The sequence below is a fragment of the Kribbella sp. NBC_01484 genome (genome assembly GCF_036227145.1).
Taxonomy (GTDB): domain Bacteria; phylum Actinomycetota; class Actinomycetes; order Propionibacteriales; family Kribbellaceae; genus Kribbella.
Map to the genome: position 1 here is coordinate 2,227,825 of NZ_CP109437.1, position 23,805 is coordinate 2,251,629.

Annotated in this window: 27 protein-coding genes; 12 read left to right on the forward strand and 15 right to left on the reverse strand. The window is 67.8% G+C overall.

Features of this window, described 5'->3' with window-relative positions; genetic code table 11:
- Positions 1–8 precede the first annotated feature (8 nt).
- Positions 9–710 (forward strand): SDR family oxidoreductase, encoded by a 702-nt coding sequence (locus tag OG555_RS10955; RefSeq protein ID WP_329482711.1) that lies wholly within the window; start codon positions 9–11, stop codon positions 708–710.
- Between the two features lie 13 nt (positions 711–723).
- Here OG555_RS10955 and OG555_RS10960 read toward each other — a convergent pair whose 3' ends face one another.
- Positions 724–1,044: a DUF1330 domain-containing protein gene (locus tag OG555_RS10960; RefSeq protein ID WP_329482712.1), complete on the reverse strand. Its 321-nt coding sequence runs from the start codon at positions 1,042–1,044 to the stop codon at positions 724–726.
- 111 nt (positions 1,045–1,155) lie between these two features.
- Between OG555_RS10960 and OG555_RS10965 the strand changes: the two genes are divergently transcribed.
- A complete protein-coding gene (locus tag OG555_RS10965; RefSeq protein WP_329482713.1) occupies positions 1,156–3,096 on the forward strand; it encodes a serine/threonine protein kinase in 1,941 nt (646 codons plus the stop codon).
- 13 nt (positions 3,097–3,109) lie between these two features.
- On the opposite strand, the gene OG555_RS10970 is transcribed toward OG555_RS10965, so the two are convergent.
- The 4 genes from OG555_RS10970 to OG555_RS10985 form a co-directional block, all read right to left on the reverse strand.
- The gene (locus OG555_RS10970) at positions 3,110–3,517 is read right to left on the reverse strand and encodes a PIN domain-containing protein (RefSeq protein WP_329482714.1); all 408 of its coding nucleotides are present in this window, start codon (positions 3,515–3,517) and stop codon (positions 3,110–3,112) included.
- Complete coding sequence (locus tag OG555_RS10975) at positions 3,514–3,795, reverse strand: hypothetical protein (RefSeq protein WP_329482715.1); 282 nt, start codon at positions 3,793–3,795, stop codon at positions 3,514–3,516. Before OG555_RS10975 ends, OG555_RS10970 begins: the two co-directional genes overlap by 4 nt.
- An 80-nt stretch (positions 3,796–3,875) precedes the next feature.
- On the reverse strand, positions 3,876–5,156 hold the full coding sequence (locus OG555_RS10980) for an adenylosuccinate synthase (protein WP_329482716.1): 1,281 nt from the start codon (positions 5,154–5,156) through the stop codon (positions 3,876–3,878).
- A 370-nt stretch (positions 5,157–5,526) separates the two neighbouring features.
- Positions 5,527–6,012, reverse strand: coding sequence for a VOC family protein (locus tag OG555_RS10985; RefSeq protein WP_328524447.1), 486 nt, complete (start codon positions 6,010–6,012; stop codon positions 5,527–5,529).
- Positions 6,013–6,069: 57 nt separating this feature from the next.
- On the opposite strand from OG555_RS10985, the gene OG555_RS10990 reads away from it, so the two are divergent.
- Positions 6,070–6,891 carry an AraC family transcriptional regulator gene (locus OG555_RS10990; protein ID WP_329482717.1) on the forward strand — a complete coding sequence of 274 codons (822 nt, stop codon included), beginning with the start codon at positions 6,070–6,072 and terminating at the stop codon, positions 6,889–6,891.
- Between the two features lie 29 nt (positions 6,892–6,920).
- Here OG555_RS10990 and OG555_RS10995 read toward each other — a convergent pair whose 3' ends face one another.
- The 5 genes from OG555_RS10995 to OG555_RS11015 all read right to left on the reverse strand — a co-directional run bounded on the left by OG555_RS10995 (position 6,921) and on the right by OG555_RS11015 (position 10,648).
- Complete coding sequence (locus OG555_RS10995; RefSeq protein WP_329482718.1) at positions 6,921–7,316, reverse strand: hypothetical protein; 396 nt, start codon at positions 7,314–7,316, stop codon at positions 6,921–6,923.
- Entirely contained in the window at positions 7,294–7,935 is a 642-nt protein-coding gene (locus tag OG555_RS11000) for a DUF433 domain-containing protein (RefSeq protein WP_329482719.1), read from the reverse strand. The genes OG555_RS10995 and OG555_RS11000 overlap by 23 nt, the downstream gene beginning before the upstream one ends.
- 115 nt (positions 7,936–8,050) lie before the next feature.
- Entirely contained in the window at positions 8,051–9,298 is a 1,248-nt protein-coding gene (locus OG555_RS11005) for an MFS transporter (protein WP_329482720.1), read from the reverse strand.
- A gap of 152 nt (positions 9,299–9,450) precedes the next feature.
- Entirely contained in the window at positions 9,451–10,209 is a 759-nt protein-coding gene (locus OG555_RS11010) for a 2-phosphosulfolactate phosphatase (protein ID WP_329482721.1), read from the reverse strand.
- A gap of 31 nt (positions 10,210–10,240) precedes the next feature.
- Positions 10,241–10,648 (reverse strand): DUF3151 domain-containing protein, encoded by a 408-nt coding sequence (locus OG555_RS11015; RefSeq protein ID WP_328524451.1) that lies wholly within the window; start codon positions 10,646–10,648, stop codon positions 10,241–10,243.
- Between the two features lie 145 nt (positions 10,649–10,793).
- Between OG555_RS11015 and OG555_RS11020 the strand changes: the two genes are divergently transcribed.
- Positions 10,794–11,243, forward strand: coding sequence for an HNH endonuclease (locus OG555_RS11020; protein WP_328524452.1), 450 nt, complete (start codon positions 10,794–10,796; stop codon positions 11,241–11,243).
- Between the two features lie 123 nt (positions 11,244–11,366).
- Positions 11,367–12,335 carry a type IV toxin-antitoxin system AbiEi family antitoxin domain-containing protein gene (locus tag OG555_RS11025; protein WP_329482722.1) on the forward strand — a complete coding sequence of 323 codons (969 nt, stop codon included), beginning with the start codon at positions 11,367–11,369 and terminating at the stop codon, positions 12,333–12,335.
- Between the two features lie 61 nt (positions 12,336–12,396).
- On the opposite strand, the gene fbaA is transcribed toward OG555_RS11025, so the two are convergent.
- Together fbaA and OG555_RS11035 are read right to left on the reverse strand one after the other, a co-directional pair.
- Positions 12,397–13,422 carry a class II fructose-bisphosphate aldolase gene (fbaA, locus tag OG555_RS11030; RefSeq protein ID WP_329482723.1) on the reverse strand — a complete coding sequence of 342 codons (1,026 nt, stop codon included), beginning with the start codon at positions 13,420–13,422 and terminating at the stop codon, positions 12,397–12,399.
- Between the two features lie 246 nt (positions 13,423–13,668).
- Positions 13,669–14,388, reverse strand: coding sequence for a GntR family transcriptional regulator (locus OG555_RS11035; RefSeq protein WP_131363764.1), 720 nt, complete (start codon positions 14,386–14,388; stop codon positions 13,669–13,671).
- A gap of 139 nt (positions 14,389–14,527) precedes the next feature.
- On the opposite strand from OG555_RS11035, the gene OG555_RS11040 reads away from it, so the two are divergent.
- From OG555_RS11040 to OG555_RS11055, 4 genes are all read left to right on the forward strand, one after another.
- On the forward strand, positions 14,528–15,547 hold the full coding sequence (locus OG555_RS11040; RefSeq protein WP_329482724.1) for an SIS domain-containing protein: 1,020 nt from the start codon (positions 14,528–14,530) through the stop codon (positions 15,545–15,547).
- A gap of 99 nt (positions 15,548–15,646) precedes the next feature.
- Positions 15,647–16,066 carry a VOC family protein gene (locus tag OG555_RS11045; RefSeq protein ID WP_329482725.1) on the forward strand — a complete coding sequence of 140 codons (420 nt, stop codon included), beginning with the start codon at positions 15,647–15,649 and terminating at the stop codon, positions 16,064–16,066.
- Positions 16,067–16,116: 50 nt separating this feature from the next.
- A complete protein-coding gene (locus OG555_RS11050; RefSeq protein ID WP_329482726.1) occupies positions 16,117–16,557 on the forward strand; it encodes a MerR family transcriptional regulator in 441 nt (146 codons plus the stop codon).
- A 25-nt stretch (positions 16,558–16,582) separates the two neighbouring features.
- The gene (locus OG555_RS11055; RefSeq protein WP_329482727.1) at positions 16,583–17,560 is read left to right on the forward strand and encodes an aldo/keto reductase; all 978 of its coding nucleotides are present in this window, start codon (positions 16,583–16,585) and stop codon (positions 17,558–17,560) included.
- A gap of 3 nt (positions 17,561–17,563) precedes the next feature.
- Here the strand turns inward: OG555_RS11055 and OG555_RS11060 are convergent, their stop codons facing one another.
- Positions 17,564–18,346 carry an IclR family transcriptional regulator domain-containing protein gene (locus OG555_RS11060; RefSeq protein WP_329482728.1) on the reverse strand — a complete coding sequence of 261 codons (783 nt, stop codon included), beginning with the start codon at positions 18,344–18,346 and terminating at the stop codon, positions 17,564–17,566.
- 140 nt (positions 18,347–18,486) lie between these two features.
- On the opposite strand from OG555_RS11060, the gene OG555_RS11065 reads away from it, so the two are divergent.
- Genes OG555_RS11065 through OG555_RS11075 form a run of 3 tightly spaced genes read left to right on the forward strand, consistent with a single transcriptional unit; the run spans position 18,487 to position 22,255 of the window.
- Positions 18,487–19,644: a maleylacetate reductase gene (locus OG555_RS11065; RefSeq protein ID WP_329482729.1), complete on the forward strand. Its 1,158-nt coding sequence runs from the start codon at positions 18,487–18,489 to the stop codon at positions 19,642–19,644.
- An 11-nt stretch (positions 19,645–19,655) separates the two neighbouring features.
- A complete protein-coding gene (locus OG555_RS11070; RefSeq protein ID WP_329482730.1) occupies positions 19,656–20,528 on the forward strand; it encodes an intradiol ring-cleavage dioxygenase in 873 nt (290 codons plus the stop codon).
- Positions 20,525–22,255 (forward strand): FAD-dependent oxidoreductase, encoded by a 1,731-nt coding sequence (locus OG555_RS11075; protein ID WP_329482731.1) that lies wholly within the window; start codon positions 20,525–20,527, stop codon positions 22,253–22,255. Before OG555_RS11070 ends, OG555_RS11075 begins: the two co-directional genes overlap by 4 nt.
- Here the strand turns inward: OG555_RS11075 and OG555_RS11080 are convergent.
- Positions 22,244–22,432 carry a hypothetical protein gene (locus OG555_RS11080; RefSeq protein WP_329482732.1) on the reverse strand — a complete coding sequence of 63 codons (189 nt, stop codon included), beginning with the start codon at positions 22,430–22,432 and terminating at the stop codon, positions 22,244–22,246. The two genes, OG555_RS11075 and OG555_RS11080, sit on opposite strands and share 12 nt — an antisense overlap.
- A gap of 134 nt (positions 22,433–22,566) precedes the next feature.
- Positions 22,567–23,793 (reverse strand): alpha-amylase family glycosyl hydrolase, encoded by a 1,227-nt coding sequence (locus OG555_RS11085; protein ID WP_329482733.1) that lies wholly within the window; start codon positions 23,791–23,793, stop codon positions 22,567–22,569.
- Between the last annotated feature and the right edge of the window lie 12 nt (positions 23,794–23,805).

A 23,805-nucleotide genomic window follows, 5' to 3' on the forward strand; every position in this document is an offset into this window, starting at 1 on the left:
AGTTTCAGATGACCTCACTGGCAGGCGCCGTCGTCCTGGTCACCGGCGGGCAGCGCGGCATCGGCAAGGCGATCGTCGACGATCTGCTCGACCGTGGAGTCGCCAAGGTCTACGCGACCGCGCGCAACCCGCAGGACAGCTCCGACCCGCGCGTCGTCCCGCTGCCACTGGAGATCACCGACGCGACATCGATCGAGGCGCTGGCCGCGGCCGCTCCCGACGTGACCGTCCTGATCAACAACGCCGGCGCCAGCTCGCCGGACACCTACCTGGACGCACCGGCCGCAGAGATCCGGGCCGTCTTCGACGCGAACTTCTTCGGCCCGCTCGAGCTGACCCGGACCTTCGTTCCGATCATCGAGCGGAACGGCGGCGGCCACATCCTGAACGCCCACTCGGCCCTGTCCTGGGTCGCGCGGCACGGCGCGTACTCCGCGACCAAGGCCGCGTTCTGGCTGCAGACCAACGCGATCCGGCTCGAACTGCGCAACCGCGGCATCGGCGTCACCGGCCTGCACATGGGGTACGTCGACACCGACATGACCACCGCGGTCACCGCCCCGAAGTCCCGTCCCGAGGACATCGCCAAGCAGGCCCTCGACGGCATCGAGTCCGGCGCCCACGAGGTCCTCGCCGACGACACAGCCCGCGGCGCCAAGGCCGCCGTCTCCCAGGACCTGACCGTGCTGTACCCCGAGCTGGTCAATTAGCCGGGATGGGAAGTCAGGCCAGTACGTCGGTGGCCTTGTGGCTGCGGTCGACGCCTTCGACGAAGATCACCACGCCGTCGGAGTTCCGTGTGCGCAGCGGGAGGATCTCCCGGTAGGCCGCCGACTCGTACCAGCCGCGCAGGTGGTCGTAGTCCGGAAACTCGATCACGATCGGCGCCCCTTCCCACTCACCCTCGACCGACTCCGGGCCGGCCCCGTGCACGATGAAGTGCCCGTCGTACGGGGCCAGCGTGTCGTCGATGCGCTCCAGGTACTCGACGATGTCCGCGCCCATCCGGACGTTGCGCAGGTAGGCGATCGCGTAGGCCTTCATGTCTCCTCCTCGGTGGTTGATGCCTTCAGCTTCCGGCACGAGGAGAATTCAGACGATTACCTCAGAGGTCATCACGGTCGCTTGGTCTGCTGCCGACGTACCGTAGATGCCATGTCAGTCTCAGGGGGGCCGCCTTCCACACCCGTCGAGGAGGTGCAGGAGCGGGTCGGGCCGTACCGGTTGATCCGGCGGCTCGGGCAGGGCGGGATGGGTGTCGTCTACCTGGCGGAGGGACCGGAGCGCCAGGAGGTCGCGCTCAAGGTGCTGCGCCCGCACGTGGCACACGACCCGATCGCACGGGCCCGGTTGCAGCGCGAAGCGACCACACTGCAGAAGGTGAGCCACCCTGGTGTGGCAGGCATCCTCGACCACGACCTGGAGGCCGGCCAGCCCTATCTGGTCACCCGATTCGTGCCGGGACGGCCACTGGACGAGCAGGTGGACGAACGCGGGCCGCTGACCCCGCGGAAATGGCTGCCACTGGCTGGATGCCTGGCGGAGTCGCTGCAGGCCATCCACCTGGCCGGAGTGATCCACCGCGACCTCAAGCCGGGCAACGTGATGATGTTCAACGGCAAACCGGTGATGATCGACTTCGGCATCGCCCAGGCCGCTGACGACCTGCGTCTCACCCAGACCGGTCTGGTGATCGGTACGCCGGGCTATCTGGCGCCGGAGCTCATCGAGGGCGAGATGGTGTCGGAGTCGGCCGACTGGTGGGGCTGGGCGGCCACTGTGACGTTCGCCGCCACCGGACGCCGGCCTTTCGGCAAGGGCCCGTTCGAGGCGGTGCTGCACCGGGTGCACACCGGTCAGGCTGACCTGGACGGTTTGGACCCGCGGCTGAAGCCACTGCTCGCTGCGGCGCTGTCGCCGGCCAAGGGCGACCGGCCGACGCGGGACGAGATCATGACCGGCCTCAACCGGTACGCCGAGGGCCGTGACGCACTGCCGCCCCGCGAGACGCCGACGATCACCGCCGTACCACCGACGATTCAGCTGCACCCGCAGACTGCGCTGATGACGCGTGAGATGCCGTCGGACGAGCCGTCGCCGACGGATGTCGCGCAGTTGGTGCCACCGGTCGTTCCGCCGATGTCGGCGTTCGCTCCGATCCGGGACAAGCTGCGGGAGGCGGCTGCGGCGAAGAAGACCGCTCAGCCGGTGCCGGTGGCTCCGATGCACCCCGCGACGTACAGTCCGGCTCCGAACGCGGCCGCACCTGCGGCGATGCCTTTGCCATATCAGGGCGGTCCGGTTTCGCCGTACCAGGATCCGGCGCCGTACCAGAGTCCTGCGCCCGCGCCGTACCAACAGGGGTCGGCTCCTGCGCCGTACCAGCAGGGCTCGGCGCCGACGCCGTATCAGCAGCCTGGTCAGCCGGCGAAGCCCGAGAAGGCTCCGCCGACCGGCCGGCGGACTGCGATGGTGGTCGGCCTGATGGTCGCGCTGACCGGCCTGACCGCTCTCAACCCCGGCCTTGGTACCGCTGTGGCGATCATCCTGCTCGTGATCGCGCGGACCGTCGACCGCACCAGCACCGCGCTCATGCGCCGCCGTCAGCTCCGCGGCCGGTCCGGGCGCTCGGACGGCGTGGTCGCCGCGGCGTCCAGTCCGCTGCAGCTGGTTACCGCGGCCCTGATCACTCTGCCCTGCCTGATCCTGCCGCTGGTGATGGGCGTTGTCGTCGGCGGCATCGTCACCGCCGTCGCCGCAACCACCTACGGACTCGACTGGCAGCCCCTGTCGGCTGTCGGCTTCGGCAGCGCGGCTATCACCGCACTCTTCACCGCGTGGTGGGGCCCCGGCGGCGGTTCACTCCGTCGCGGCGCCCACATCGCGGCCCGCAACACCTTCCGCCCCCACTGGCTCTCCGTCCTCCTGGCCGCCGTACTCCTGGCCGTCGGCGGCTTCACCTTCTACCAGGCCACTCAGGGCCAAGGCGCCGCCTGGGCCCGCACCACCATCGAGGCCCCCACCATCAACCGCCCCACCATCGGCGACCTCCGCAACGCCCCCCTGATTCGCGACCTCCCGTTCATCGGCAACTGAAGGCGGGCGCGTCTCATAGCGAGATGATCGGCACCTTCCACCGGGTGTTGCCACGCCATGCTCCGGTGCGCGCAGCCTCCGCCAGGTGCGCGATGTCCCCTCGATCGGATGTCACACAGGTCGCCGCCGACTCGAAGCAACATGCCACGACCTGCGCGTCGACAACGTCAGCCCGATCGGCCACGGCCAGCAACTCGCCGACCCTGGTCGCAAGGTCCTGAGTGAGCGGAACAACATCACACCCGTCGATCAGCCGCCGGAGACCGCGTTGCTTGTGGCCGCGCCAGACCTGAGCCAGCGCCGCCGCGGGAACACTCGGCTCGACGCCGCGCATCAACGCTCGCAGGTGGATCGCCCACAGCCGGGGGTCGTTCCGCTCGGCAGCGATCAGCGCGCCCGCGTCGTAGACCAGCTGTGTCACGCCTTCGAACCCCCACCGTCGCCCGACGGGGCGTCGTCAGCCGACTCGCGCTGCGCATCAGCCAGCGCCCGATCGGCCCAGTCGAGCTGGTCTGCGGTCAGGGCGCCATGCTCAGACTCCCACTCCGAGACCGACTGCAGCCCTCGATACAACCGCTCGCTCTTGGCCACCAACTCGTTGACATAGGCCGACGGTGTCGTCTCGGCCTCACGGGCCCGTCGCTCGACGGCTGCCCACAAGTCCTCGTCGAAGGACAACGTCTTCTTCTTTACTGCCATACGACCATGGTATGACCGCGGTATGACCGACGCCAACTCGGTCGGGGCAGCAGGGCCCGACCGAGTTGGCGGTGGGGGAACTACAGCTGGACGATCTGGGAGCGTTCGGGGCCTACGCCGATGGCGGAGATGCGGGCGCCGCTGAGGGATTCGACGGCGCGGACGTAGGTCTGGGCTTCCTTCGGGAGGTCGTCGAAGCTGCGGCAGCCGGTGATGTCGTCGGACCAGCCGTCGAACTCCTCGTAGACCGGCGTCGCGTGGTGGAAGTCGGTCTGGGTCATCGGCATCTCGTCGTGGCGGACGCCGTACACGTCGTACGCGACGCAGACCGGGATCTTGTCCCGGCCGGTCAGCGTGTCCAGCTTGGTGAGGACGAAATCGGAGACGCCGTTCACGCGGGCGGCGTACCGGGCGATGACCGAGTCGTACCAGCCACACCGGCGCGGCCGGCCCGTCGTCGTACCGAACTCGAAGCCCTGCTGCCGCAGCCACTCGCCGTCGGCGTCCAGCAGCTCGGTCGGGAACGGGCCCTCGCCGACGCGGGTCGTGTACGCCTTCACCACGGCCATGACGCGGTCGATCCGGGTCGGCGGGATGCCGGTCCCGGTACACGCGCCCGCGGAGATCGCGTTGGACGACGTGACGAACGGATACGTGCCGTGGTCGACGTCCAGGAGCGTCGCCTGGCCGGCCTCCATCACAACCGTCTTGCCGTCGTCCAGCGCCTTGTTCAGCAGGAGGCTCGTGTCGGCCACCATCGGCTTGAGGCGGTCGGCGTACCCGAGCAGCTCGTCCAGCACCTCGCGGATCTCGACCGCGCGCCGGTTGTACACCTTCACCAGCAGCTGGTTCTTCTGCTCCAGCGCGCCGGTGACCTTCTGCTCGAGGATCTTCTCGTCGTACAGGTCCTGGACCCGGATGCCGACCCGGTTCATCTTGTCGGCGTACGTCGGGCCGATGCCACGGCCCGTGGTCCCGATCTTGCGGCTGCCGAGGAACCGCTCGGTCACCTTGTCCAGCGTGCGGTTGTACGGCGGGATGACGTGGGCGCTCGCACTCACGACGAGCTTCGACGTGTCGACCCCGCGGGCCTGCAAAGCGTCGAGCTCCTCGAAAAGGACGCTCAGGTCCACCACGACGCCGTTGCCGATCACCGGGGTCACACCCGGTGTGAGGATGCCACTCGGGAGCAGGTGCAGCGCGTACTTCTCGGATCCGATCACGACCGTGTGGCCGGCGTTGTTGCCGCCGTTGAACTTGACCACGTAGTCGATGACCTCGCCCGTGTTGCCGAGCAGATCGGTCGCCTTGCCTTTGCCCTCATCGCCCCACTGGGCGCCGACGAGCACGATTGCGGGCATCTCAGCCCTCCTCTTCACGCGCCGGCCGCCCTGACGCGATGAGCTGTCCCCAAAGGAACGGCCCTCACACTCCGGCGGCCGGCGCTGGAAACGGTGAAGCCCGGAGACGTTCACCGGACGTTCATCCGGCAACGCATCCAGGCTCTTGCGACCAAAGCCTACCGGACCGCGGCGGCACCTTTCGGCCCCGTCCACACGGCCGAAACGCACACTTCAAGTAACTGTTTCATCAACCGACGGGTTGCCATTTTCCGTGATCGCGTGCACACTCTTAGTCAGCGGCCCGCCGAAACTGCCGCAGGGGACGGTTCCGGCGGGCCGCTTTCTCGTGCTCATCCGACGAAGCGCCTTGTGCGCAAGGCTTTCTGGCCTATTCCAGCCCTTCCGGGTTCGAGGCCAGCCACTCCTTGACCCGGCGGTCGGCCTCCTCGCGCGAGACGTCCTCGACCTTCGTCAGGATCGCCCAGCGGTGGCCGAACGGGTCGATGACGGTGCCGAAGCGGTCACCGGTCATGAACGTCTGCACCTCTTCCACCGGCTTCGCCCCGGCCGCGACCGCCTTCGCGTACGTCGCGTCCACGTCCGGCACGTAGTGCACCAGCGACGAATGCACCCACTCGCCGTTCGGCGCGCGCAGCCCGAGCTGCGGCATCTGGTCGCTGAGTTGCAGCATCGAGTTCCCGAACTTCAGCTCGGCCTGTCCGACCCGCCCGTCCGGCATGTCCTGCCGGCTGATCACCTCGGCCCCGAACACCGACTGGTAGAACTCGATCGCCTTCGCGCCGTCCGGTACGGCGAGGTACGGGGTCAGCGAGTGATAACCGTCGGGGATGGGGTTTACCGTGTTCGTCGTCATGACAGTCAGTCAACGGCGGGGACGCCGTACCGGTCTTGTAAGAAAGCGACAGCCAGTGTGAGCACACCACCGCCGGACAGCGAGAAGGGCATCCTGCACCCGCGGGAGCAGGCCCGCCACCGCTCGCTGAGCCGCCTCGCGGCCGGCCCGGAGGTCGGCCGGTTCGTGGAGTGGTACTGGATCGTCGAGTGGGACCTGGACGAGCCGTACACGGCCGAGGTACTGCCGTTCCCGAGCGTCAACATCACCTTCGAACAGCCGGGCGGCGCGTTCGTGAACGGGGTCTGCACACGCAAGTTCGAGCGCGAGCTGGTCGGGCGGGGCCGCGCGTTCGGGGTGAAGTTCTGGGCCGGTGGCTTCGGTGCGGTGACCGGGATGGACGTGGCGTCGTTCCGTGACCAGGTGCTGCCGCTGACTGCAGTCTTCCCCGACGGCGACCGGCTTGCGGACCTGGTGTTCGCCGAGGAGTCCGACGTACGGCGTCGTGCGGTGTTCGAGGCGTTTCTCCGGGACCACCTGGCGCCCCCGGATCCGTCGTACGAACTGGTCCGGGAGATCGTCACGGCGATGTCGACGGATCGGTCCGTGGCTCGGGTGGACCAGGTCACCGAGCGGTTCGGCATCCCGATCCGGACACTGCAGCGGCTGTTCCGTCGCTATGTCGGTGTGGGTCCGAAATGGGTGCTCCGCCGCTACCGCCTGCATGACGGCGCGGAGTTGCTCGCCCAGGGCGAAGTAGTCGAGTTGGCGGAGCTGTCCGCCTCACTCGGCTACTTCGACCAGGCTCACTTCTCCAAGGAGTTCAAGCAGCAGATCGGCCTGACTCCGGCCGAGTACGCGACCAGAGCCGCGGCCGAACGCCACATCACCTACCGCTGAGCTGCGCCACTGCAGCCATCCCGTAGCGGTCAGGGCCACATTTTGGTGATCCGCCCTTGTGCATGAACGTGCCAGAATCCGAGGGGGTACCTCTGGCTGGCGTTGACCATTGCACGCTCCGCCTCGACGAACCTTTGGGCCATGTCATCCAGGTCTACGTTCCCGGACGCGAGACAGAAAAGGTGCCCAACCTCCAGTGCGCCCAGCTCGTTCGCACGGTAGCGGATCTTCTTGTCCTTGGTGAGCAGCAACCAGCCGCGAGAGCAGCCCTCGGCTATCCACTCCTCGTCGGCGACGTCCGCGGCATCATCACGATAGAAGTCCGCAATCAGGTGAATGATCCAACCACTCTCACGCAGCCGTTCGGCCGAAGCTTTGCCAAGACTGCGATCGAAGAAGAACTCAGGCGGCCTGGCGGAGGACATCTTCTACAACATCCGCGGGCAGATCGTACTCCTCGGCGACGGCGCTCATGGGTTCGCCGGTTCTCCACAGCGAGACCAGCGCCTCGACCGGCACCTTGCTCCTGGCAAGGACAGGGGCTCCCCATCCGAACCGCGGGTCGATGATGACCTCGGCCTCGGCCGGATACTGCGGCAAGCTGAGCCGTTCCGGACTACCTGTCGCGTCCCAAGTGATGTATGTCAGGTACTCGGAGATGACCTCAGGGATGGCAATCTGGCGGTCCCGTGCATGAACGACCGACTCATCCGCGACGCGAACGAACAGCCCGACGCCATCGGTTGCGATCCGTTCGCTTGCCAACGCATACGGATCGTCGAACTCAGAGCGAGCGAGGTCGGCAGCTCTCCGGATGTCGGGCATGGAAAAGCCCAGCTGCTCACGCAACGTCCGTAGCACATAGGCCTCGATGATGCCGACGAATGGGACCCGCGGCCACCCGCGCCGCTCGGGAGGTACCGCATGCACCAGCGGTTGCCGAGAGTCATCAGCCAACCAGCCGTCCAACGTCGACTCGGGCATCTTCAAATACCTCGCCGACTCCCGTGCTGTGAGGAGTGGCGTCCTGTAGATGTCCGTCATCGTGTCCCCCTCATCTCGACCGAGACCGAGCTTATCCATCGACGATGTTCGATCGTCGCCCTTACCTGCTTGCCGAACGAAGTGTTGCAGGTGTCGCCGACAAAACTACGCTAGGTCAGCACGACCTTCCGCTACCCGCGCTGCCGGTCGAATCGTTGCCCGCCCTGACTCGACAGACGACCCCAGCCATCGCGGCAGCGCTCAGTGCGGATAGTAGGGCGACCAGGAAGCCGTAGTGGGGCTCATGAGTGTCCACGATGCGACCCGCGAACGCCGCGCCCAGTGCGATCCCAGCTGCGCTGCCTGAATTCAGCCAAGTGAAGGCCTGCGTGAGTACGGCGGGCTCCACCGAGGACTCGGCCAATACGGCCGAGAGCGTCTGGAACGGCGCAATCGCCAAGCCAGGTAGCGCCAGAGCGAAAGCCGCAGCGAGAGGACTCTGCACCGCGATCAGCGGCACGCAGGCCACGGTGAGACCGACCAGCACGATGACGAGCTGCGTTTGCGGAGCTGTACGCCAGCGCCTTGCACCATAGGCGAGTCCGGCGAACAGGCTGACCAGACTGGTGATGCTGTAGAGCGGTCCGGCCAGACCTGGTGTGCCTCTCGCGACTGCGAAGGCCGTGACGGACACCTGCATGCTGCCGAAGAAGAGGCCGATGCCGATGTTCGTCCCGACCAGTCCGGCGAATCGCTTGTGTAGCAGGCGGTTTGAGCGTTCGTGCTGACCACGTGGGCCGGCCGGTGGCGCCGTACGACGTTGCACCGCCAGCAGGAGGCCTCCGGTCAGCAGGAGACTCGTCGCGAGTACAGACCCTGCGACCGGACTGACGAAGGCACTAACGGTCCCGACGAGGCCTGGCCCGACCATGAACGCGACTCCGACGCTGAGCGATTCCAGAGCGAAGGCTGACGAGAGCAACGGTGTGCCACGCAGTGCGTGCGACCAGCGAGCGGCAGTCTGTGCACCCAATTGCGGAAGTGATCCGCCTGCCACGACACCCGCCAGGATGAGTGACCAGAGTGGTGCATCGGAGACAGTGAGGCTGATCAGCAGAGCAACTGCGGCGGCGTGAACGAGCAGCGTGATAGGCAGCATTCGGGTCTGTCCGAAACGGTCGATGAGGCGAGCCACCTGTGGACCTGCCAGCGCCTCGGCGACCGCGAAACCACCGGTCACGCTGCCGGCCGCGGCGTACGAGCCGGTCGATCCGTGGACCAGCCAGACGATGCCCAGTCCGGTCATGGCGATACCGATGCGAGCCGGTGCCGCCGCCAAGTAGAACTTCCACGCCCCTGGGGTACGCAGTACCGCTGCGTAGGTGGTTGTGGGCGTGCTGATCCGTCCGGTGAGTGCCGGCACGGTGAGACCTTCCGCTGCCCGAAGGGGCGGGGACCCGACCGTGGGCGTCCTGCTTCACCGGTCTGTCCGTCCGCCTACAACCGTCCATGTTCGGCAGGAAGCGGGGACGCTCGCCGCCTGCCGGCTCTGTCAACGGGCAGAAACCTCGTGGTTCAGGTTGACGCCCTCATCTTACCGTCCCGCAGCACGGGCACTGACCGACTGCTGTCGACCTCGGCCGCGATCGCCACATCCTCGGGGAAGCCGTACTGCGTGAGTTCGCGACCGCCGGCGCAATCGCGCAACACGACCGGGAGCTCGTCCGCCACAGCGTCGTACGCCGCCTTCGCCGCCCGCGCCTCCGGCGACAACCCGTCCAACTGCAGAGCGCTCAGGAAGCCGCCGGCACCCCAGAGATCCTCGACCGCCGGCCTGAGCGAGCCGTCCTTCCACCGCTCACCTGCCGCGATGGCGACCACCTTGAGGTCCGGGTCCTCGGCGCAGCGCTCGTTCACCCACGCAGCCGCCGCAGCCCGGTTGCGCAGCGACACCGCGATGACTGTGGCTCCGCTGTCGCTGAGTTGCTGCACGATGGTCGAGCCGTTGGGCGACGGCAACACCAATCGCTGGACTCCGGTCGATTGGCGGATGGTTACTGGCGACAAGCTCACGTCACCCGGTCTCGCCTCGGATCGTCCGACCGCGAGCACGGCGTCGTACTGCTCGGCGTAGGCAACGGCAGTCTCGTCGCGCCAGCGGTACGGGTACACGTCGATGCCGCGATCCACCGCGACCGTCACGGCCGTGGTGAACGACAGCACGTCCACGACCGCGACGAGCGAGCCGGCGACGACCTCAGCCCCTACCGGGCCCCAGTCGAAGCCGACTCTGAATCCGTCCTGCGCATACGGGCTGATCACTCGACGGATCATGCCGTCGAGTCACCAGCCCGACAACCACGTTTCAGCTCAGGACATCGGCTGCTGTGGGTGACGAATCGCGCAGGAAGGTCGCGCAGCGCTCGGCCTCGTCCTTCTCGTCGATGAGCGCGGCCGCCTTCCCGAGCGCGGCCAGGCAGCGCAGGAACCCGCGGTTGGGCTCGTGCTCCCACGGGACCGGCCCGTGACCCTTCCAGCCATTGCGCCGGAGCAGGTCCAGGCCGCGGTGGTATCCGGTCCGCGCGTAGGCGTACGCCTCGATCGTGCGTCCGTCCGCCAGCGCCGCCTCGGCCAGCACCCCCCAGGCCAGCGACGAGGTCGGGAACTTGGCGGCGACGTCCACTGCCGCTGCCCCGGCGGCGAGTTCCGCCGCGGCCGGGTCGACGGGGAGTAGTGTCTCGGGAGGACCTGAGAGCAGATTGTTCAATTCCATAGGCACATCTTCGCCGATCACGCAGCCGTACCGGAACGTGACCGTCTGACGAAATCCGTTGACCGTTCACCGACCGGCCACGGATGCTTGAGACCCTGCGTCATAGCCGCCGTGGTTCCCAGCTACGGCCGGAAGGAGGCACCGGATGAGCGTCATAGTCCTGAACGCGTCATACGAGCCGCTGCACACCGTGTCGATCCAGCACGCCATCCGGATGCTGGTCCGCGAGGTCGCAGTGGTGGAAGAGGCGCACGGCGAGCGGACCATCGGCCCTTTTCCGGTTCCACGCGTGCTGCGCCTGGTCCGGTACGTCGTCACCCACTGGCGCTACGCGGCCGGCCGGATGAAGTACAGCAAGCACGGTGTGCTGCGGCGGGACAAGTTCCGGTGTGCGTACTGCGGTCTGGACAATGCCGACACCATGGACCATGTCCAACCCAGATCCAGGGGCGGCCGCACCGAGTGGCTGAACGCCGTCGCCGCCCATGCCTCCTGCAACGAGCGGAAAGGCAATCGCACACCCGCCGAGGCCAACATGCCGCTCCTCTGGCAACCCTGGGTACCAACCCGCGCGGAGCTCGTCATAGACAAATGACGGGCTTTTTTCATGCCCTCTCCCAGGCGGGGTTCGCCTGCGTCGGTTGAGGTTGTGCCCAGGTTCTCCACAGATTTGAAGTCGTCGTTCTGGGCGGGGTTCGATCACGGCAGTTTCTAGGGCATGAACCCTCAACTCTCCGTGATGGCCTCCATCCGGGGCGGCGTGTTCACCCGTGCCGATGCGCGGGCCTGCGGCTACCCCGACCCCGATATCGACTCCCTGCTGGACACCGGCCGCTGGCGCCGGATCCGGCCGGGCACCTACGCCGAGCGTCGTTCCCTGATCCTCGTGACCGACGAAGTTCTCCACCTGCGGAAGGTGTATCGCGTGCTCCGCTCCGGCGGGCCCAACGTCTACGCCAGCCACCAGTCCGCCGCGGCCCTGCACGCGCTGCCAGTCTGGGGCCTCGACCTGTCCCGCGTGCACGTGACCGCGTCCGCCGGCCGCTCGGGCTGCGTCGGCGGCGTCCACCGCCACATCCGCGATCCAGTCGGCCCCGGCATCCAACTCTGGAACAAGCTCCGGATGGTCTCCCCCGCCCGCGCGATCGTCGAGGTCGCCGCGACCGCCCCCACAACGCCCGCCGTCGTCCTGACCGAAGCCGCTCTGTACTCCGGTCTCGTCACCAGACGCTCGCTGAAACGCGCCGTCCAAGACCACGGGGACGAACGCGCCCTCGCTGTGGTGTCCCACGCCTGCACGGACTCGGCGTCCGTCGCCGAATCACGCCTTCGTTTCATCCTCGCCGAAGCCGGATTCCCGGCCCCCGCACTGTGCCCGACCCCGGACGCGCCTGACCCGGGCGATCCGGAGACCAGCTCGCTGTGGTTCCCCGAGGAACGCACCGTGCTGGACTTCGAGCCCCGGTTCCCCTTCTGGTGCGACGAATTCGAGCCGGATGAGGACGAGCCACCAGCACCCGCACCGATCTCCGATCCGACCGCTCCGCAACCGGTCGAGCGCTGCTGGATCTCCTGGGCCGACCTCAACGACCCGCCCGCCGTCATCGACCGAGTCCGCGCCACCTTCACCCGAGCATCCCGCCGTACCGGCGTCCGGCAGTTCCACCTCGCCCGCGCCCGGATGTGAGTGAGGGGGCTCACCGCGCGCAGCGGTGAGCTCCCTCGAAGACCCTTAGGAGGATCCGATGTCAGCCGTTCAGCGACGTACCCGTGGAGCGGAGGCTCTCGCAGGCCTCGCCGACGCGCTTCGCCATGCCCTCTTCGGCCAGCTTGCCCCAGGCGCGCGGGTCGTAGGCCTTCTTGTTGCCGACGTCCCCGTCCACCTTCAGCACACCTTCGTAGTTGCTGAACATGTGGCCCGCGGCCGGCCGGGTGAACGCGTACTGCGTGTCGGTGTCGACGTTCATCTTGATCACGCCGTTGTCGACCGCGGTCCGGATCTCCTCCAGCGTCGAGCCGGACCCGCCGTGGAACACCAGGTCGAACGGGCGTTCCTTGCCGACCTTCGCGCCGACCTGGTCCTGGATCTCCTTCAGGATCTCCGGCCGGAGCTTGACCGCGCCCGGCTTGTAGACGCCGTGCACGTTGCCGAAGGTCAGCGCGGTGATGTAGCGGCCGTTCTCACCGGTGCCGAGCGCCTCGACCGTGGCCAGTCCGTCCTCGACAGTGGTGTAGAGCTTCTCGTTGATCTCGTTGGCGACGCCGTCCTCCTCGCCACCGACGACACCGACCTCGATCTCCAGCACGATCTTCGCCGCGGCCGTCCTGGCCAGCAGATCCTTGGCGATCTCCAGGTTCTCGGTCAGCGGGACCGCCGAGCCGTCCCACATGTGCGACTGGAACAGCGGGTTCTCGCCGCGGGCGACGCGCTCGGCGGAGATCTCCAGGAGCGGCCGGACGAAGCCGTCCAGCTTGTCCTTCGGGCAGTGGTCGGTGTGCAGCGCGATGTTCACCGGGAAGTTCTTGGCGACCTCGTGCGCGTAGGCGGCCAGCGCGACCGAACCGGTGACCATGTTCTTCACGGTCGACCCGGACAGGTACTCGGCACCGCCGGTGGAGACCTGGACGATGCCGTCCGAGCCCGCCTCGGCGAAACCGCGGATCGCGGCGATCAGCGTCTGCGAGGAGCTGACGTTGATGGCCGGGTAGGCGAAGCGGTTCTGCTTGGCCTTGTCCAGCATCTCGGCGTAGACCTCAGGGGTGGCAATAGGCATGTCTCGCGGTACTCCTCACAACAAAAGAACTGTGGGTTGAGCTCCAGTATGGCCACCGGGCACTTCGTCGGATCCAGCGGCCCGCCTGCCGAGCCGGCCAGGCGGCCAGGGAGCGATCGGCAGGGGTGCAGACCAGTTGATGAACAGGACAGATCCAGTTCGTTGCGGCCGGATGTCCCGGATGTGACAGCCGGTCCGGGAGTCGTGCCCGGTTCCGGCGTCGTTCCCGCGACCGGCCGCCGTCGCTCAGGCGGACCCGGTTCTCGGGCCGCGCGGGGTCAGGGCCATGTGCAGCCGGTAACGGTCGGCGCGGTAGGCCGACCAGGACAGCTCGACGACCTTGCGGCCGGCGAAGGTGGTGCGCTCGAGGACCAGCAGGGGTGCCCGCCTGGCCACGCCGAGCACCCGGGCGACATGACCGTCGGCGTTGTCCGCCCGGACGGTCTGCTCACCGGAGGTGACGACGACGTCGTACTCGCTGGCGAAGACGTCGTACAAGGTGCCGAGCTCACGGCCGAGCAGGCCGGGGAAGAGCGCGGACGGGTAGTAGCCGACCTCGTACGCCATCGGCGAGGCGTCGGCGGTGCGGAGCCGTTCGACCCGGATCACCTTGGTGCCCTTGGCGACCCGCAGGCCCTTCGCGGTCTCGTCGGAGGCCTCGATCTCGGTGGCCGACAGCACCACCGTGCCGGGCTCCAGGCCGCGGGCGCGCATCTCCCGGGAGAACGAGGTGAGGTGCAGCTGGGAGTCGACCTGTGGACCGGTGACGAACGTGCCCTTGCCGTGCACGCGTTCCAGGGCGCCGGACTCGACCAGGTCGCTGATCGCCTGCCGGACGGTCACCCGGGAGACGTTCAGCTTGTCCACCAGGGCCCGTTCGGAAGGAATCGGGTCCCCGGGGTGCAACTCGACGTCGATCAGCCGTTCCAGTACCGATCGGACCTGGGCCCGCTTGGTCGCCACCATCGAATCTCGATCCTCCAGACCTGGGCGGCCCTCGGGGGTGCCCCGGGACGCCGCTCACTGCTATCGTGCGCAGCATACCTGTTAAGACCAGATAGGACCAGTGATCGTAGTGGTGTCTGTTCCCGCCCAGGAAACTCAGATGGCGCGCGAGATCGCCGAACAGCCGGCCGCGCTGGCCGCGACGTTCGAGCACGTTCTGCCGCTGCGGCACGACATCACGCGACTGGCCGCGGGGCGCCGGCACGTGATCTTCGTGGCCCGGGGATCGTCGGACAACGCGGGCGTGTACGGCCGCTACCTGACCGAGATCCACGCCGGCCGGCAGGCGTCGCTGGCCGCTCCCTCGGTGGCCACGCTGTACGGCGCCAACCTCGACCTGTCGAACTCCCTGGTGGTCGCGGTCAGCCAGTCGGGCGCGACCCAGGAGATCGTCGACACCGCGGAGTGGGCCAAGCGCAACGGCGCCGCGATCGTCGGCATCACCAACGATGGCGACAGTCCCCTGGCGTCGACGGCCGACGTCGCGCTGATCACTCAGGCCGGGCAGGAGCTCGCCGTACCGGCGACCAAGACCTACACGACCCAACTCGCCGCGATCACGGTCGCCGTCGACGCGCTGGCGCAGCGGCCCGGGACGCTGGACGCGGACATCGCCCGCGTTCCGGACGCCGCGTCGAAGATGCTGTCGGGGTCCGTCGAGGCGGCCGCGGACCTGCTCGCCGGAGCGCACGACGTCCTCGCGAGCGGACGCGGACTCACCTTCGGCACGACGCTCGAGGTGGCCCTCAAGCTGGAGGAGACCTGCCTGCAGCCGGTCCGTGGCCTGTCGTACGCCGACCTGAAGCACGGCCCGATCGCGGTGGTCGACGCCGATCTGGTCACCATCCTGGTCGCGGCCGGCGAGGGTCCCGCCCTGCCTGGCATGATCGAACTCGCCGGCATCGTCCGCGAGAAGGGCAGCAAGATCCTCGGCATCGGCGGCGACTCCACCTTTGCCTCCCGCTGCGACGTCAACCTCCCAGGCCCAGACCTCCCCGAGACCCTTGCCCCGCTCGCCCTGATCATCCCGGCCCAACGAGCCATCGAATCCCTCGCCCGCAAACTGGGCCTCAACCCCGACGCCCCTCGAGGCCTCCGCAAGGTCACCCAGACCGACTGAGGCCCTCTCGGAAGTCCCGGTCAAACTGCTCATTCGGTGAGCACTTTGGCTGGAAGGGTGGTGGTCATCAACCGGGAACACCGAGGAAGGGCCACCGAGATGTTGCGAGGATTTGCGACCGTCAGTTTTTACGCCGCCGACGTGAAGGCCGCGCGGGAGTGGTACTCGAAGCTGTTGGGGATCGAGGCGTACTACGCGGTGCCGTCGGCGGAGGAGCCGGCATACGTCGAGTTCAGGTTCGGTGACTTCCAGTGTGAGCTGGGGATCATCGACGCGAAGTACGCCCCGCACCAGGTGGGCAACGGGCCGTCGGGCGCGATCGTCTCGTGGCACGTCGACGACCTGGAGGGCGAGCTCGAGCACCTGCTGGAGCTGGGGGCCACACTGAACGAGGGGATCGTTGAGCGTGGCAACAACACCGGATTCCGCACCGCGTCGGTGGTCGATCCGTTCGGTAACCTGATCGGGATCATGAGCAACCCGCACTACCTCGAGATCCTGGCCGGTCTGAAAGTCTGACCGCGAAAGGGCTTGACCTGGAGTGCACTCCAGGGGGAAGGCTGGAGGGCGTGAACGATCAATCACCGGACGTAGAAAACTGCGGGATCGACGAACTCGTCCCGAAGGTCGGCGGACCGCTCACCGTGGGGCAGGTCGCCACGATGACCGGCTTGTCGATCGACACATTGCGCTGGTACGAGCGTGTCGGCCTGCTGGAGGGCGTCGCCCGCGACCACGCCGGCCGTCGGCAGTACGCGCGGACCGACCTACGGCGCCTGGCCGTCCTGATGCGCTTGCGTGCAACCGGCATGCCGATCAGCGAGATGCTCCGCTACGCCGAGCTCGCCAAGGGCGGCGACGCCACCGAGCCACAGCGCATACAGCTGCTGGAGGCCCACCGCGACCGGGTCCTGGACCACATCGCCAACCTCCACAGCGACCTGGACATCATCAACCGCAAAATCGCCGCCTACCGCGGATCCCGCCAGTCCTCCGCAGTCTCGGCCTAGCACCTCCGAACCGAGGGAGTAATACATGTTGTACAGAACCATTGGTGGCCGGCGGACCGTCAGTGCGCTGTGTCTGGGGACGATGAACTTCGGTACGTCGACGGACCCGGACACGGCGGCCACGATCCTCGATCGTTTCGTCGAGGCCGGCGGGACGTTCGTCGACACCGCCAACAACTACGGGCAATGGGGTGGAGACGCCGGTCGGAGTGAAGAGTTGCTCGGGCGATGGATGAGTTCCCGAGGCACTCGCGACCAGTTGGTCATCGCCACGAAGTGCGGCGCCAAGACGACCAAGCCCGGCGACCCGGGCGACGCGCACTGGGAAGGACTCAGCGCGCCGGTCATCGAAGCTGCCGCCAAGGAGAGTCTCACCCGGCTGGGCGTAGATCGCATCGACCTGTTCTACGCCCACATCGACAACCGCTCCACTCCACTCGAGGAGACCGTCGGTGCGTTCGGGCGGCTCGCTGCCGAAGGCGTCGTCGATGTGATCGGCTGCAGCAACACCACCAGTTGGCGGCTGGAACGCGCACGCCGGCTGGCCCAGGACCAGGGTGTCGAACCATATTCGGTGATCCAGCAGCACTACACCTACCTCTGGCCCAGTCCATTGCCCCTGACCGGCGTCGAGCGCCTCGGCACCCCGCACTTCTCGCACGCCGGGATCGAGCATCTCGACTACCTCAGCGAACACCGGGACATGACCCTGGTGGCCTACAGCCCGCTCCTGGCCGGGGCGTACAGCCGTCCGGAGCGGCCACTCCCGGCTGTGCGCGGCTACGCGCACCCGACCGCCTCCCTGCGGTTCGAGGCACTCCGCCAGGTCGCACAGGAGCTCGGCGTCACCACGAACCAGGTCGTCCTGGCCTGGATGCTGCACCAGGACCCGGTCGTCGTCCCCCTGTTCGGAGCCTCGTCCGTAGCGCAGCTCGACGAGGCGCTGGACGCCGTCGAGATCAGTCTCGACGCCGAACTGCTGCACCGGCTGAACAACGCCTGACTCCTACAGATGGCCGCGGTGCGTCAGTGCCGTGGTGATCTGGTCGGCGGCGGCTTGGAGATGCGGCAGGACGTCGGCACGGAGGGACGCGGGCGTCGAGCGAGACGCGTGAGCCGAGACGTTGAGCGCGGCAATGGTGCGCCCACGGGAGTTGCGGATGGGCGCGGCGATCGAGCGGAGACCGAGCTCCAGCTCCTGATCGACCAACGCGAACCCATCCGCACGGGCTCGGCTCACGGTCTCGCGCAGCTTGTCGGCAGACGTGACCGTGCGGGCGGTGAGGGACTCGGCCTGGAGGGTCGAGAGGTACGACGTGAGCTCGTTGTCGGCGAGGCCTGCGAGGAGGACCCGGCCCATGGAGGTCGGGTAGGCGGGGAGGCGGGCGCCGACGCCGAGGGCGACGGTCATGATGCGGCTCGTCGGTACGCGGGCGACGTACACGATGTCTGGGAGGTCGAGGGTCGCGATCGAGCAGGACTCGCGGGTCTTGGCGCTCAGCTCCTCCATGAACGGGCCGGCGAGTTCGCCGAGGTCCAGGGAGGACAGGTAGGCCCAGCCGAGCGCGAGTACGCGCGGAGTGAGCGAGAACCGGCGGCTGTCGCTGCGGACGTACCCGAGCTCCTCCAGCGTGAGCAGGATCCGCCGGGCCGTCGCGGGGGTGATCCCGACGGAGCGCGCCACCTCGCTGAGCGTCAGTGACGGCGCGTCAGTCGAGAACGCGCGGATCACGGCGAGCCCGCGCTCCAGGCCCTGGAGAAACGTTCCTGTAGACGCCTCACTCGCCATCGGCTAGCCTACTTTTCGTTGAAAGAAGAACTATTCGCTCAGCGAAATCCTAGCGGAGCAGCAGATGCAACGTCCAGTTCTCCTCCCTGACGCCCTCCGGGTGATTGCCCTGCGCCGGCTCCTCCGTCCAGAGGTCGTCGATGGGTGAGTCGGGTTTCGTGCACACGTTCCTGCCAGGGCGGGTGGTGTTCGGCGCGGGGACGCTCGACCAGGTCGCCGGCGAGGTGGAGCTGCTGGGCGTCCGGCGCGTGCTCCTGGTGGCGACCAGGTCGGCGCGGGATGCGGCTGACGTGGTCGAGGTGGAGTTGGGCGATCGGTTCGCCGGGCGGATCGATGGGGTGGCTCAGCATGTGCCGACCGAGGTCGCCGAGGCAGCCCGGGACAAGGCGCGGGAGATCGGCGCCGATGGGATCGTGGCCATCGGCGGCGGATCCGCAATCGGCCTGGCCAAAGCCGTGGCACTGACAACCGGGCCGGCAAGCGACCCGACCGGTCGGGCGGTGGGTGGGTTGACCAGCGGGGCGGCGGGTGGAGCGTCGGGTGGGGTGGTGATTGTTGCGGTGCCTACGACGTATGCGGGGTCTGAGATGACGCCGGTGTGGGGTGAGACGGCCGGTGGGAGCAAGACGACGGGGACGGATCTGCGGGTGCTGCCGAGGGTCGTTGTCTACGACCCTGTGTTGAGTCAGCACCTGCCGAAGAAGGTGACGGCGGCGAGTGTTGCCAATGCGATCGCGCATTGTGTGGAAGCGGTCTGGACTCCCAGGGCCGATCCGATCACCGAGACGACCGCGGTCGAAGGCCTCCGGGCGCTCACTGTAGGCCTCAAGCAGATCCTTGCGGACCCGACCGATTTGGATGCTCGGAGCAACCTTCTGTACGGCGCTTGCCTCGGCGGATCCGCGCTCGCGACAGCCGGCACCGGCCTGCATCACAAGCTTTGCCATCTGCTCGGGGGCACCTACAACCTCCCGCACGCCGAGACCCACGCCGCAGTACTCCCCCAGGTTGCCCATTTCAACGCGCCCGCAGTACCGAGAGCCAAGGCACGTCTGGAGGAAGCGCTGCAGACCGACGAGCTGGCCGGCGGTCTGTTCGACCTGTTCGCCGCGGCGGGAGTCCCGACGAGCTTGCGGGAGCTGGGGCTGAGCCGGGAGCAGGCGGAGGAGGCCGCGCGCGCGTTCCAGCCGACGGCCAACCCGATCCCCGTGACCGAAGAACTCGTGGAAGAGATTCTCACCCGCGCCTGGGCCGGGACCCGGCCAGGCAGCCCAGAGCCAGGTAGCCGAGAGGTATGAGGAGCAACCGGATGGATCTGCAAGGCGACGACCTGACCGAGGCGGTGGTGGCCAGCTTCGGCGGGAGTACGAACCCACGCACCAGAACCGTGATGAGCGCCCTCGTGCGGCACCTGCACGCGTTCGCGCGGGAGGTGGACCTGACCGAGGACGAGTACTTCACCGCGATCGACTTCCTCACCCGGACGGGCCAGATCTCCACCGGCACCCGGCAGGAGTTCGTGCTGCTGGCCGACGTCCTCGGCCTGTCGATGCTCACCGTCGGCCTCGGCAACCGCAAGCCGCCGGAGGCCACCCAGTCGACCGTGTTCGGCCCGTTCTTCGTCGAGGGATCGCCCGAGGTGCAACTCGGCGGCGACATCGCGAACGGCGCCCCCGGACAGCCGTGCCTGGTGAGCGGCCGCGTCCTGAACACGAAGCGCGAGCCGATCGCCGGAGCTCTGGTCGAGACCTGGCAGGCCGACGAAGAAGGCTTCTACGACGTCCAGAAGGACGTCGACGGGCCGCAGAACCGCGGCCATCTGACAACCGATGCCGACGGCAACTATTCGTTCTGGGCGGTGAAGCCGGTCGCCTACCCGATCCCGGACGACGGCCCGGTCGGCGAGCTCCTCCGGGCCGGCGGCCGCGGCCCGATGCGGCCGGCCCACATCCACTTCATGGTCACCGCACCCGGGTACGCGCGGCTCATCACGCACGTCTTCGCGGCAGGTGACGAGTACCTCGGCAACGACGCGGTCTTCGGCGTCAAGGATTCGTTGATCGCCGAGTTCACCGAGCACCCGGCCGGCAGCCGAGCACCGGATGGAAAGACCCCGGACCAGCCCTACTTCTCCGTCAGCTACGACCTGGTGCTCGCCACCACCGAGGAGACGCAGCAGTGATCACCACAGATGTCCTCGTCGTCGGCAGCGGGCCGGCCGGCGGTGCCGCCTCGCTCTTCCTGTCCACGTACGGCGTCGACAACGTCGTACTGTCCCGCTACGGCTGGACCGCCAACACACCCCGCGCGCACATCACCAACCAGCGCACGATCGAACTGATGCGGGACATGGGCATCGAGGACCAGGTCGTCGACAAGGGCACCGCACACCACCTGATGGGCGAGACTGCGTTCTGTACCAGCCTGGCCGGCGAGGAGATCGGCCGGATCCGCACCTGGGGCACGCACCCGCGCCGGCTGGCCGACTACACCGAGGCGAGTCCGACCCTCCCCTGCGACCTGCCGCAGACACTGTTCGAGCCGATCCTGGTCAGTACGGCGGCCAGCCGTGGTGCCCGGCTCCGGTTCAACACCGAGTACCTCTCGCTGGAGCAGGACGACGACGGAGTGACCGCGACGGTCCGGGATCGGTTGAGTGACACGACGTACCAGATCCGCGCGAAGTACCTGATCGGCGCGGACGGTGGCCGCAGCAAGGTCGCCGAGGACATCGGGCTGCCGATGGCGGGCGCGATGGACATCGAGGGCTCGATGAACATCGTCTTCGAGGCCGACCTCTCGCGGTACGTCGCACATCGCCCGAGCGTCCTGTACTGGGTGCTCCAGCCGGGTGCCCAGATCGGCGGGATCGGCGCCGGCCTGGTCCGCATGGTCCGGCCCTGGAACGAGTGGCTGATCGTCTGGGGCTACGACATCACCCAGCCCGCACCGGTGGTCGACGAGGCGATGGCGACCGAGATCGTGCACAACCTGGTCGGCGACGACACCATCGACGTGAAGCTGAAGGGTACGTCGGTCTGGAGCGTCAACCACATGTACGCCCAAAGGGCCAGCGTCAACCGCGTGTTCTGCATGGGCGACGCGATCCACCGGCATCCGCCGAGCAACGGCCTCGGCTCGAACACGTCGATCCAGGACGCGTACAACCTGGCCTGGAAACTCTCCCTGGTGCTGAAGGGCCAGGCCGCGCCCGAACTCCTCCAGACGTACGACGAGGAGCGGACACCGATCGCGCAGCAGATCGTGGAACGGGCGAACAAGAGCCGGACGCAGTTCGGCCAGATCTTCCGTGCACTCGGGATGACGCCGGACGCGCCGGCCGGACGGACGATCGAGTCGCGCAAGGACGACACCCCGGAAGGCGCCGCGCAGCGCGAGGAGTTGCGGAGCGCGATCGAACTGAAGGACTACGAGTTCAACGCGCACGGCGTGGAGCTCGGTCAGCGATACCAGTCGGCCGCCGTGATCGGCGACGGTACGCCGGAACCGGCGTACGACCGGGACGAGGAGCTGTACTACCACCCGACGACGTGGCCCGGCGCCCGGATCCCGCACTGCTGGCTGACGCGCGGATCGGAGACTGTCAGCACGCTGGACGTGGTCGGCAAGGGCCGGTTCACGCTGCTCACCGGGATCGGCGGGGGCGCGTGGGTGAAGGCAGCGCAGACGGTGTCCGAGCAGCTCGGCGTACCGATCGAAGCGTTCGTGATCGGTCCGGGCCATGAGCTCGAGGACCTGTACGGCGACTGGTCGCGGGTGCGCGGGATCCCGGACGGTGGCTGTCTGCTGGTCCGGCCGGACGCGCACATCGCCTACCGCGCCTTCGAGCAGCCCGAAGATCCGACGGAGGCGCTGCGCCAGGCCTTCACCACGCTGCTAGGCCGCTGACGTCGGCTGGGCCTCCCGCACGATCTGATCGAGGATCGCCGAGATCTCGGCGGCCTCGACGTCCAGCAAGGTGATCAGCGCGACCCGGGACGTTTCCGTGCGCGCCTCCAGAGCCGCGGCGCTCAAGGCGCGCACGGTCCCGAGCTCATGGATCAGTTCGTCCCACAGTGAACTCATCAACTACCCCCTATTCCCGTCACAAACCCAGTACGACATGCACGATGCACGCCGCCCCGCCCGAGTTGGGGCTGACTTTGGTCGAGAAGCCTCACTTCTGTCTTACAGTGACAACGCGGGACCCTGGGCGGAGGTTACGGACTCGTCAGGAATCTCCAGCTGTGCGCCGGCACCAGCAGCGGATCACCCTCAGGTACACCCGCCTCGGGTTGCGCGCCGACCGTCAGTCCGGTCGCGTCCATCGGGAACCGCTCAGGCTGGTCCGAGATGTTGAGCAGGAGCAACACGGAGCCGGAGTCCCCGACGGTCCGCAACGCAACCAACTGGTTGGTTAGGTGCTCGACCGTCGTCCGACCACGGGTCAGCCACGCGTTGCGCCGCCGTACGCCGATCAACCGCTGGTGCAACTGGTACGTCGGCCAGCCGGACGACGCCAGTCCGGCCGGCGCATCCGGGAACGCGGGCCGGATCGCGTCGTCACCGCCGGCCCGGTCCTCCTTCAACCCCTGGAACGCCTGCTCGTCGCCGTAGTAGATGCTCGGTACGCCGCCGACCGCGAACAGGATCGCCAGCGCATGACCCAGGTGCCGCTGATCCTCCAGCCGGGTCGCGATCCGGGTCACGTCGTGGTTGCCCACGAACGTCTGCGGCACGAAGCTGTCGAGCAGCTCGTCGTGCCGGCCAAGGGCGTACGAGAGCTCGAAGAAGTTGCCGTCGTTGAGCGAGCTCCAGATCGCCTTCCACAGCTCGTACTGCGTGACCGAGTCGAGGCCGCTCTTCGCGACGTATCCGGCATAGTCACCGTGAATCACCTCACCGAAGAACCACGCGTCCGGGAACCGCTCACGCGGCAGCACAGCGCGCCAGAACCCGGGTGGTACGGCGTACGCCGCGTCGAGCCGCCAACCGTCCACACCGCGATCGAGCCAGTGCGTCAGAACGTCGGTCACGTACTGCGCGACCGCCGGCTGACTGTGGTCGAGCGCCACCAGGTGCTCGTGACCTTCGAAGGTGTCGACCGTGCCGTCCGGCCCGCGACGGAACCAGTCGGCCGGCGCATCGAAGGAACGGGCGACGTGGTTGAAGACTCCGTCGAGCGCGACGTGCAGACCGCGAGCGTGAGCCGCGGCCACGAGCCGGTCGAAGTCCTCGTCGTCACCGAGCCGCGGGTCGATCCGGAAATGATCCACGGTGTCGTACCCGTGCGTCTCCGACGCGAACACCGGCCCAAGTAGTAGCCCTGAGCAACCAAGCTCGACGGCGTACTCCAGCCAGTCCTCCAGCTTCCGCAAACGATGAGCGGCCGCCCCCGAGAACCCGAGCGGATAGACCTGCCACCAGATCGCTTGATCAGCCCACATCTGTTCTCCTGA

Excerpts from the sequence above, each read along its gene's own strand:
- OG555_RS10955 (WP_329482711.1), top strand. The coding sequence starts at position 9 with ATGACCTCACTGGCAGGCGCCGTCGTCCTGGTCACCGGCGGGCAGCGC.
- OG555_RS10960 (WP_329482712.1), bottom strand. The coding sequence starts at position 1,044 with ATGAAGGCCTACGCGATCGCCTACCTGCGCAACGTCCGGATGGGCGCG.
- OG555_RS10965 (WP_329482713.1), top strand. The coding sequence starts at position 1,156 with ATGTCAGTCTCAGGGGGGCCGCCTTCCACACCCGTCGAGGAGGTGCAG.
- OG555_RS10975 (WP_329482715.1), bottom strand. The coding sequence starts at position 3,795 with ATGGCAGTAAAGAAGAAGACGTTGTCCTTCGACGAGGACTTGTGGGCA.
- OG555_RS10980 (WP_329482716.1), bottom strand. The coding sequence starts at position 5,156 with ATGCCCGCAATCGTGCTCGTCGGCGCCCAGTGGGGCGATGAGGGCAAA.
- OG555_RS10985 (WP_328524447.1), bottom strand. The coding sequence starts at position 6,012 with ATGACGACGAACACGGTAAACCCCATCCCCGACGGTTATCACTCGCTG.
- OG555_RS10995 (WP_329482718.1), bottom strand. The coding sequence starts at position 7,316 with ATGTCCTCCGCCAGGCCGCCTGAGTTCTTCTTCGATCGCAGTCTTGGC.
- OG555_RS11000 (WP_329482719.1), bottom strand. The coding sequence starts at position 7,935 with ATGACGGACATCTACAGGACGCCACTCCTCACAGCACGGGAGTCGGCG.
- OG555_RS11010 (WP_329482721.1), bottom strand. The coding sequence starts at position 10,209 with ATGATCCGTCGAGTGATCAGCCCGTATGCGCAGGACGGATTCAGAGTC.
- OG555_RS11015 (WP_328524451.1), bottom strand. The coding sequence starts at position 10,648 with ATGGAATTGAACAATCTGCTCTCAGGTCCTCCCGAGACACTACTCCCC.
- OG555_RS11020 (WP_328524452.1), top strand. The coding sequence starts at position 10,794 with ATGAGCGTCATAGTCCTGAACGCGTCATACGAGCCGCTGCACACCGTG.
- OG555_RS11025 (WP_329482722.1), top strand. The coding sequence starts at position 11,367 with ATGAACCCTCAACTCTCCGTGATGGCCTCCATCCGGGGCGGCGTGTTC.
- fbaA (WP_329482723.1), bottom strand. The coding sequence starts at position 13,422 with ATGCCTATTGCCACCCCTGAGGTCTACGCCGAGATGCTGGACAAGGCC.
- OG555_RS11035 (WP_131363764.1), bottom strand. The coding sequence starts at position 14,388 with ATGGTGGCGACCAAGCGGGCCCAGGTCCGATCGGTACTGGAACGGCTG.
- OG555_RS11040 (WP_329482724.1), top strand. The coding sequence starts at position 14,528 with ATGGCGCGCGAGATCGCCGAACAGCCGGCCGCGCTGGCCGCGACGTTC.
- OG555_RS11045 (WP_329482725.1), top strand. The coding sequence starts at position 15,647 with ATGTTGCGAGGATTTGCGACCGTCAGTTTTTACGCCGCCGACGTGAAG.
- OG555_RS11055 (WP_329482727.1), top strand. The coding sequence starts at position 16,583 with ATGTTGTACAGAACCATTGGTGGCCGGCGGACCGTCAGTGCGCTGTGT.
- OG555_RS11060 (WP_329482728.1), bottom strand. The coding sequence starts at position 18,346 with ATGGCGAGTGAGGCGTCTACAGGAACGTTTCTCCAGGGCCTGGAGCGC.
- OG555_RS11065 (WP_329482729.1), top strand. The coding sequence starts at position 18,487 with ATGGGTGAGTCGGGTTTCGTGCACACGTTCCTGCCAGGGCGGGTGGTG.
- OG555_RS11070 (WP_329482730.1), top strand. The coding sequence starts at position 19,656 with ATGGATCTGCAAGGCGACGACCTGACCGAGGCGGTGGTGGCCAGCTTC.
- OG555_RS11080 (WP_329482732.1), bottom strand. The coding sequence starts at position 22,432 with ATGAGTTCACTGTGGGACGAACTGATCCATGAGCTCGGGACCGTGCGC.
- OG555_RS11085 (WP_329482733.1), bottom strand. The coding sequence starts at position 23,793 with ATGTGGGCTGATCAAGCGATCTGGTGGCAGGTCTATCCGCTCGGGTTC.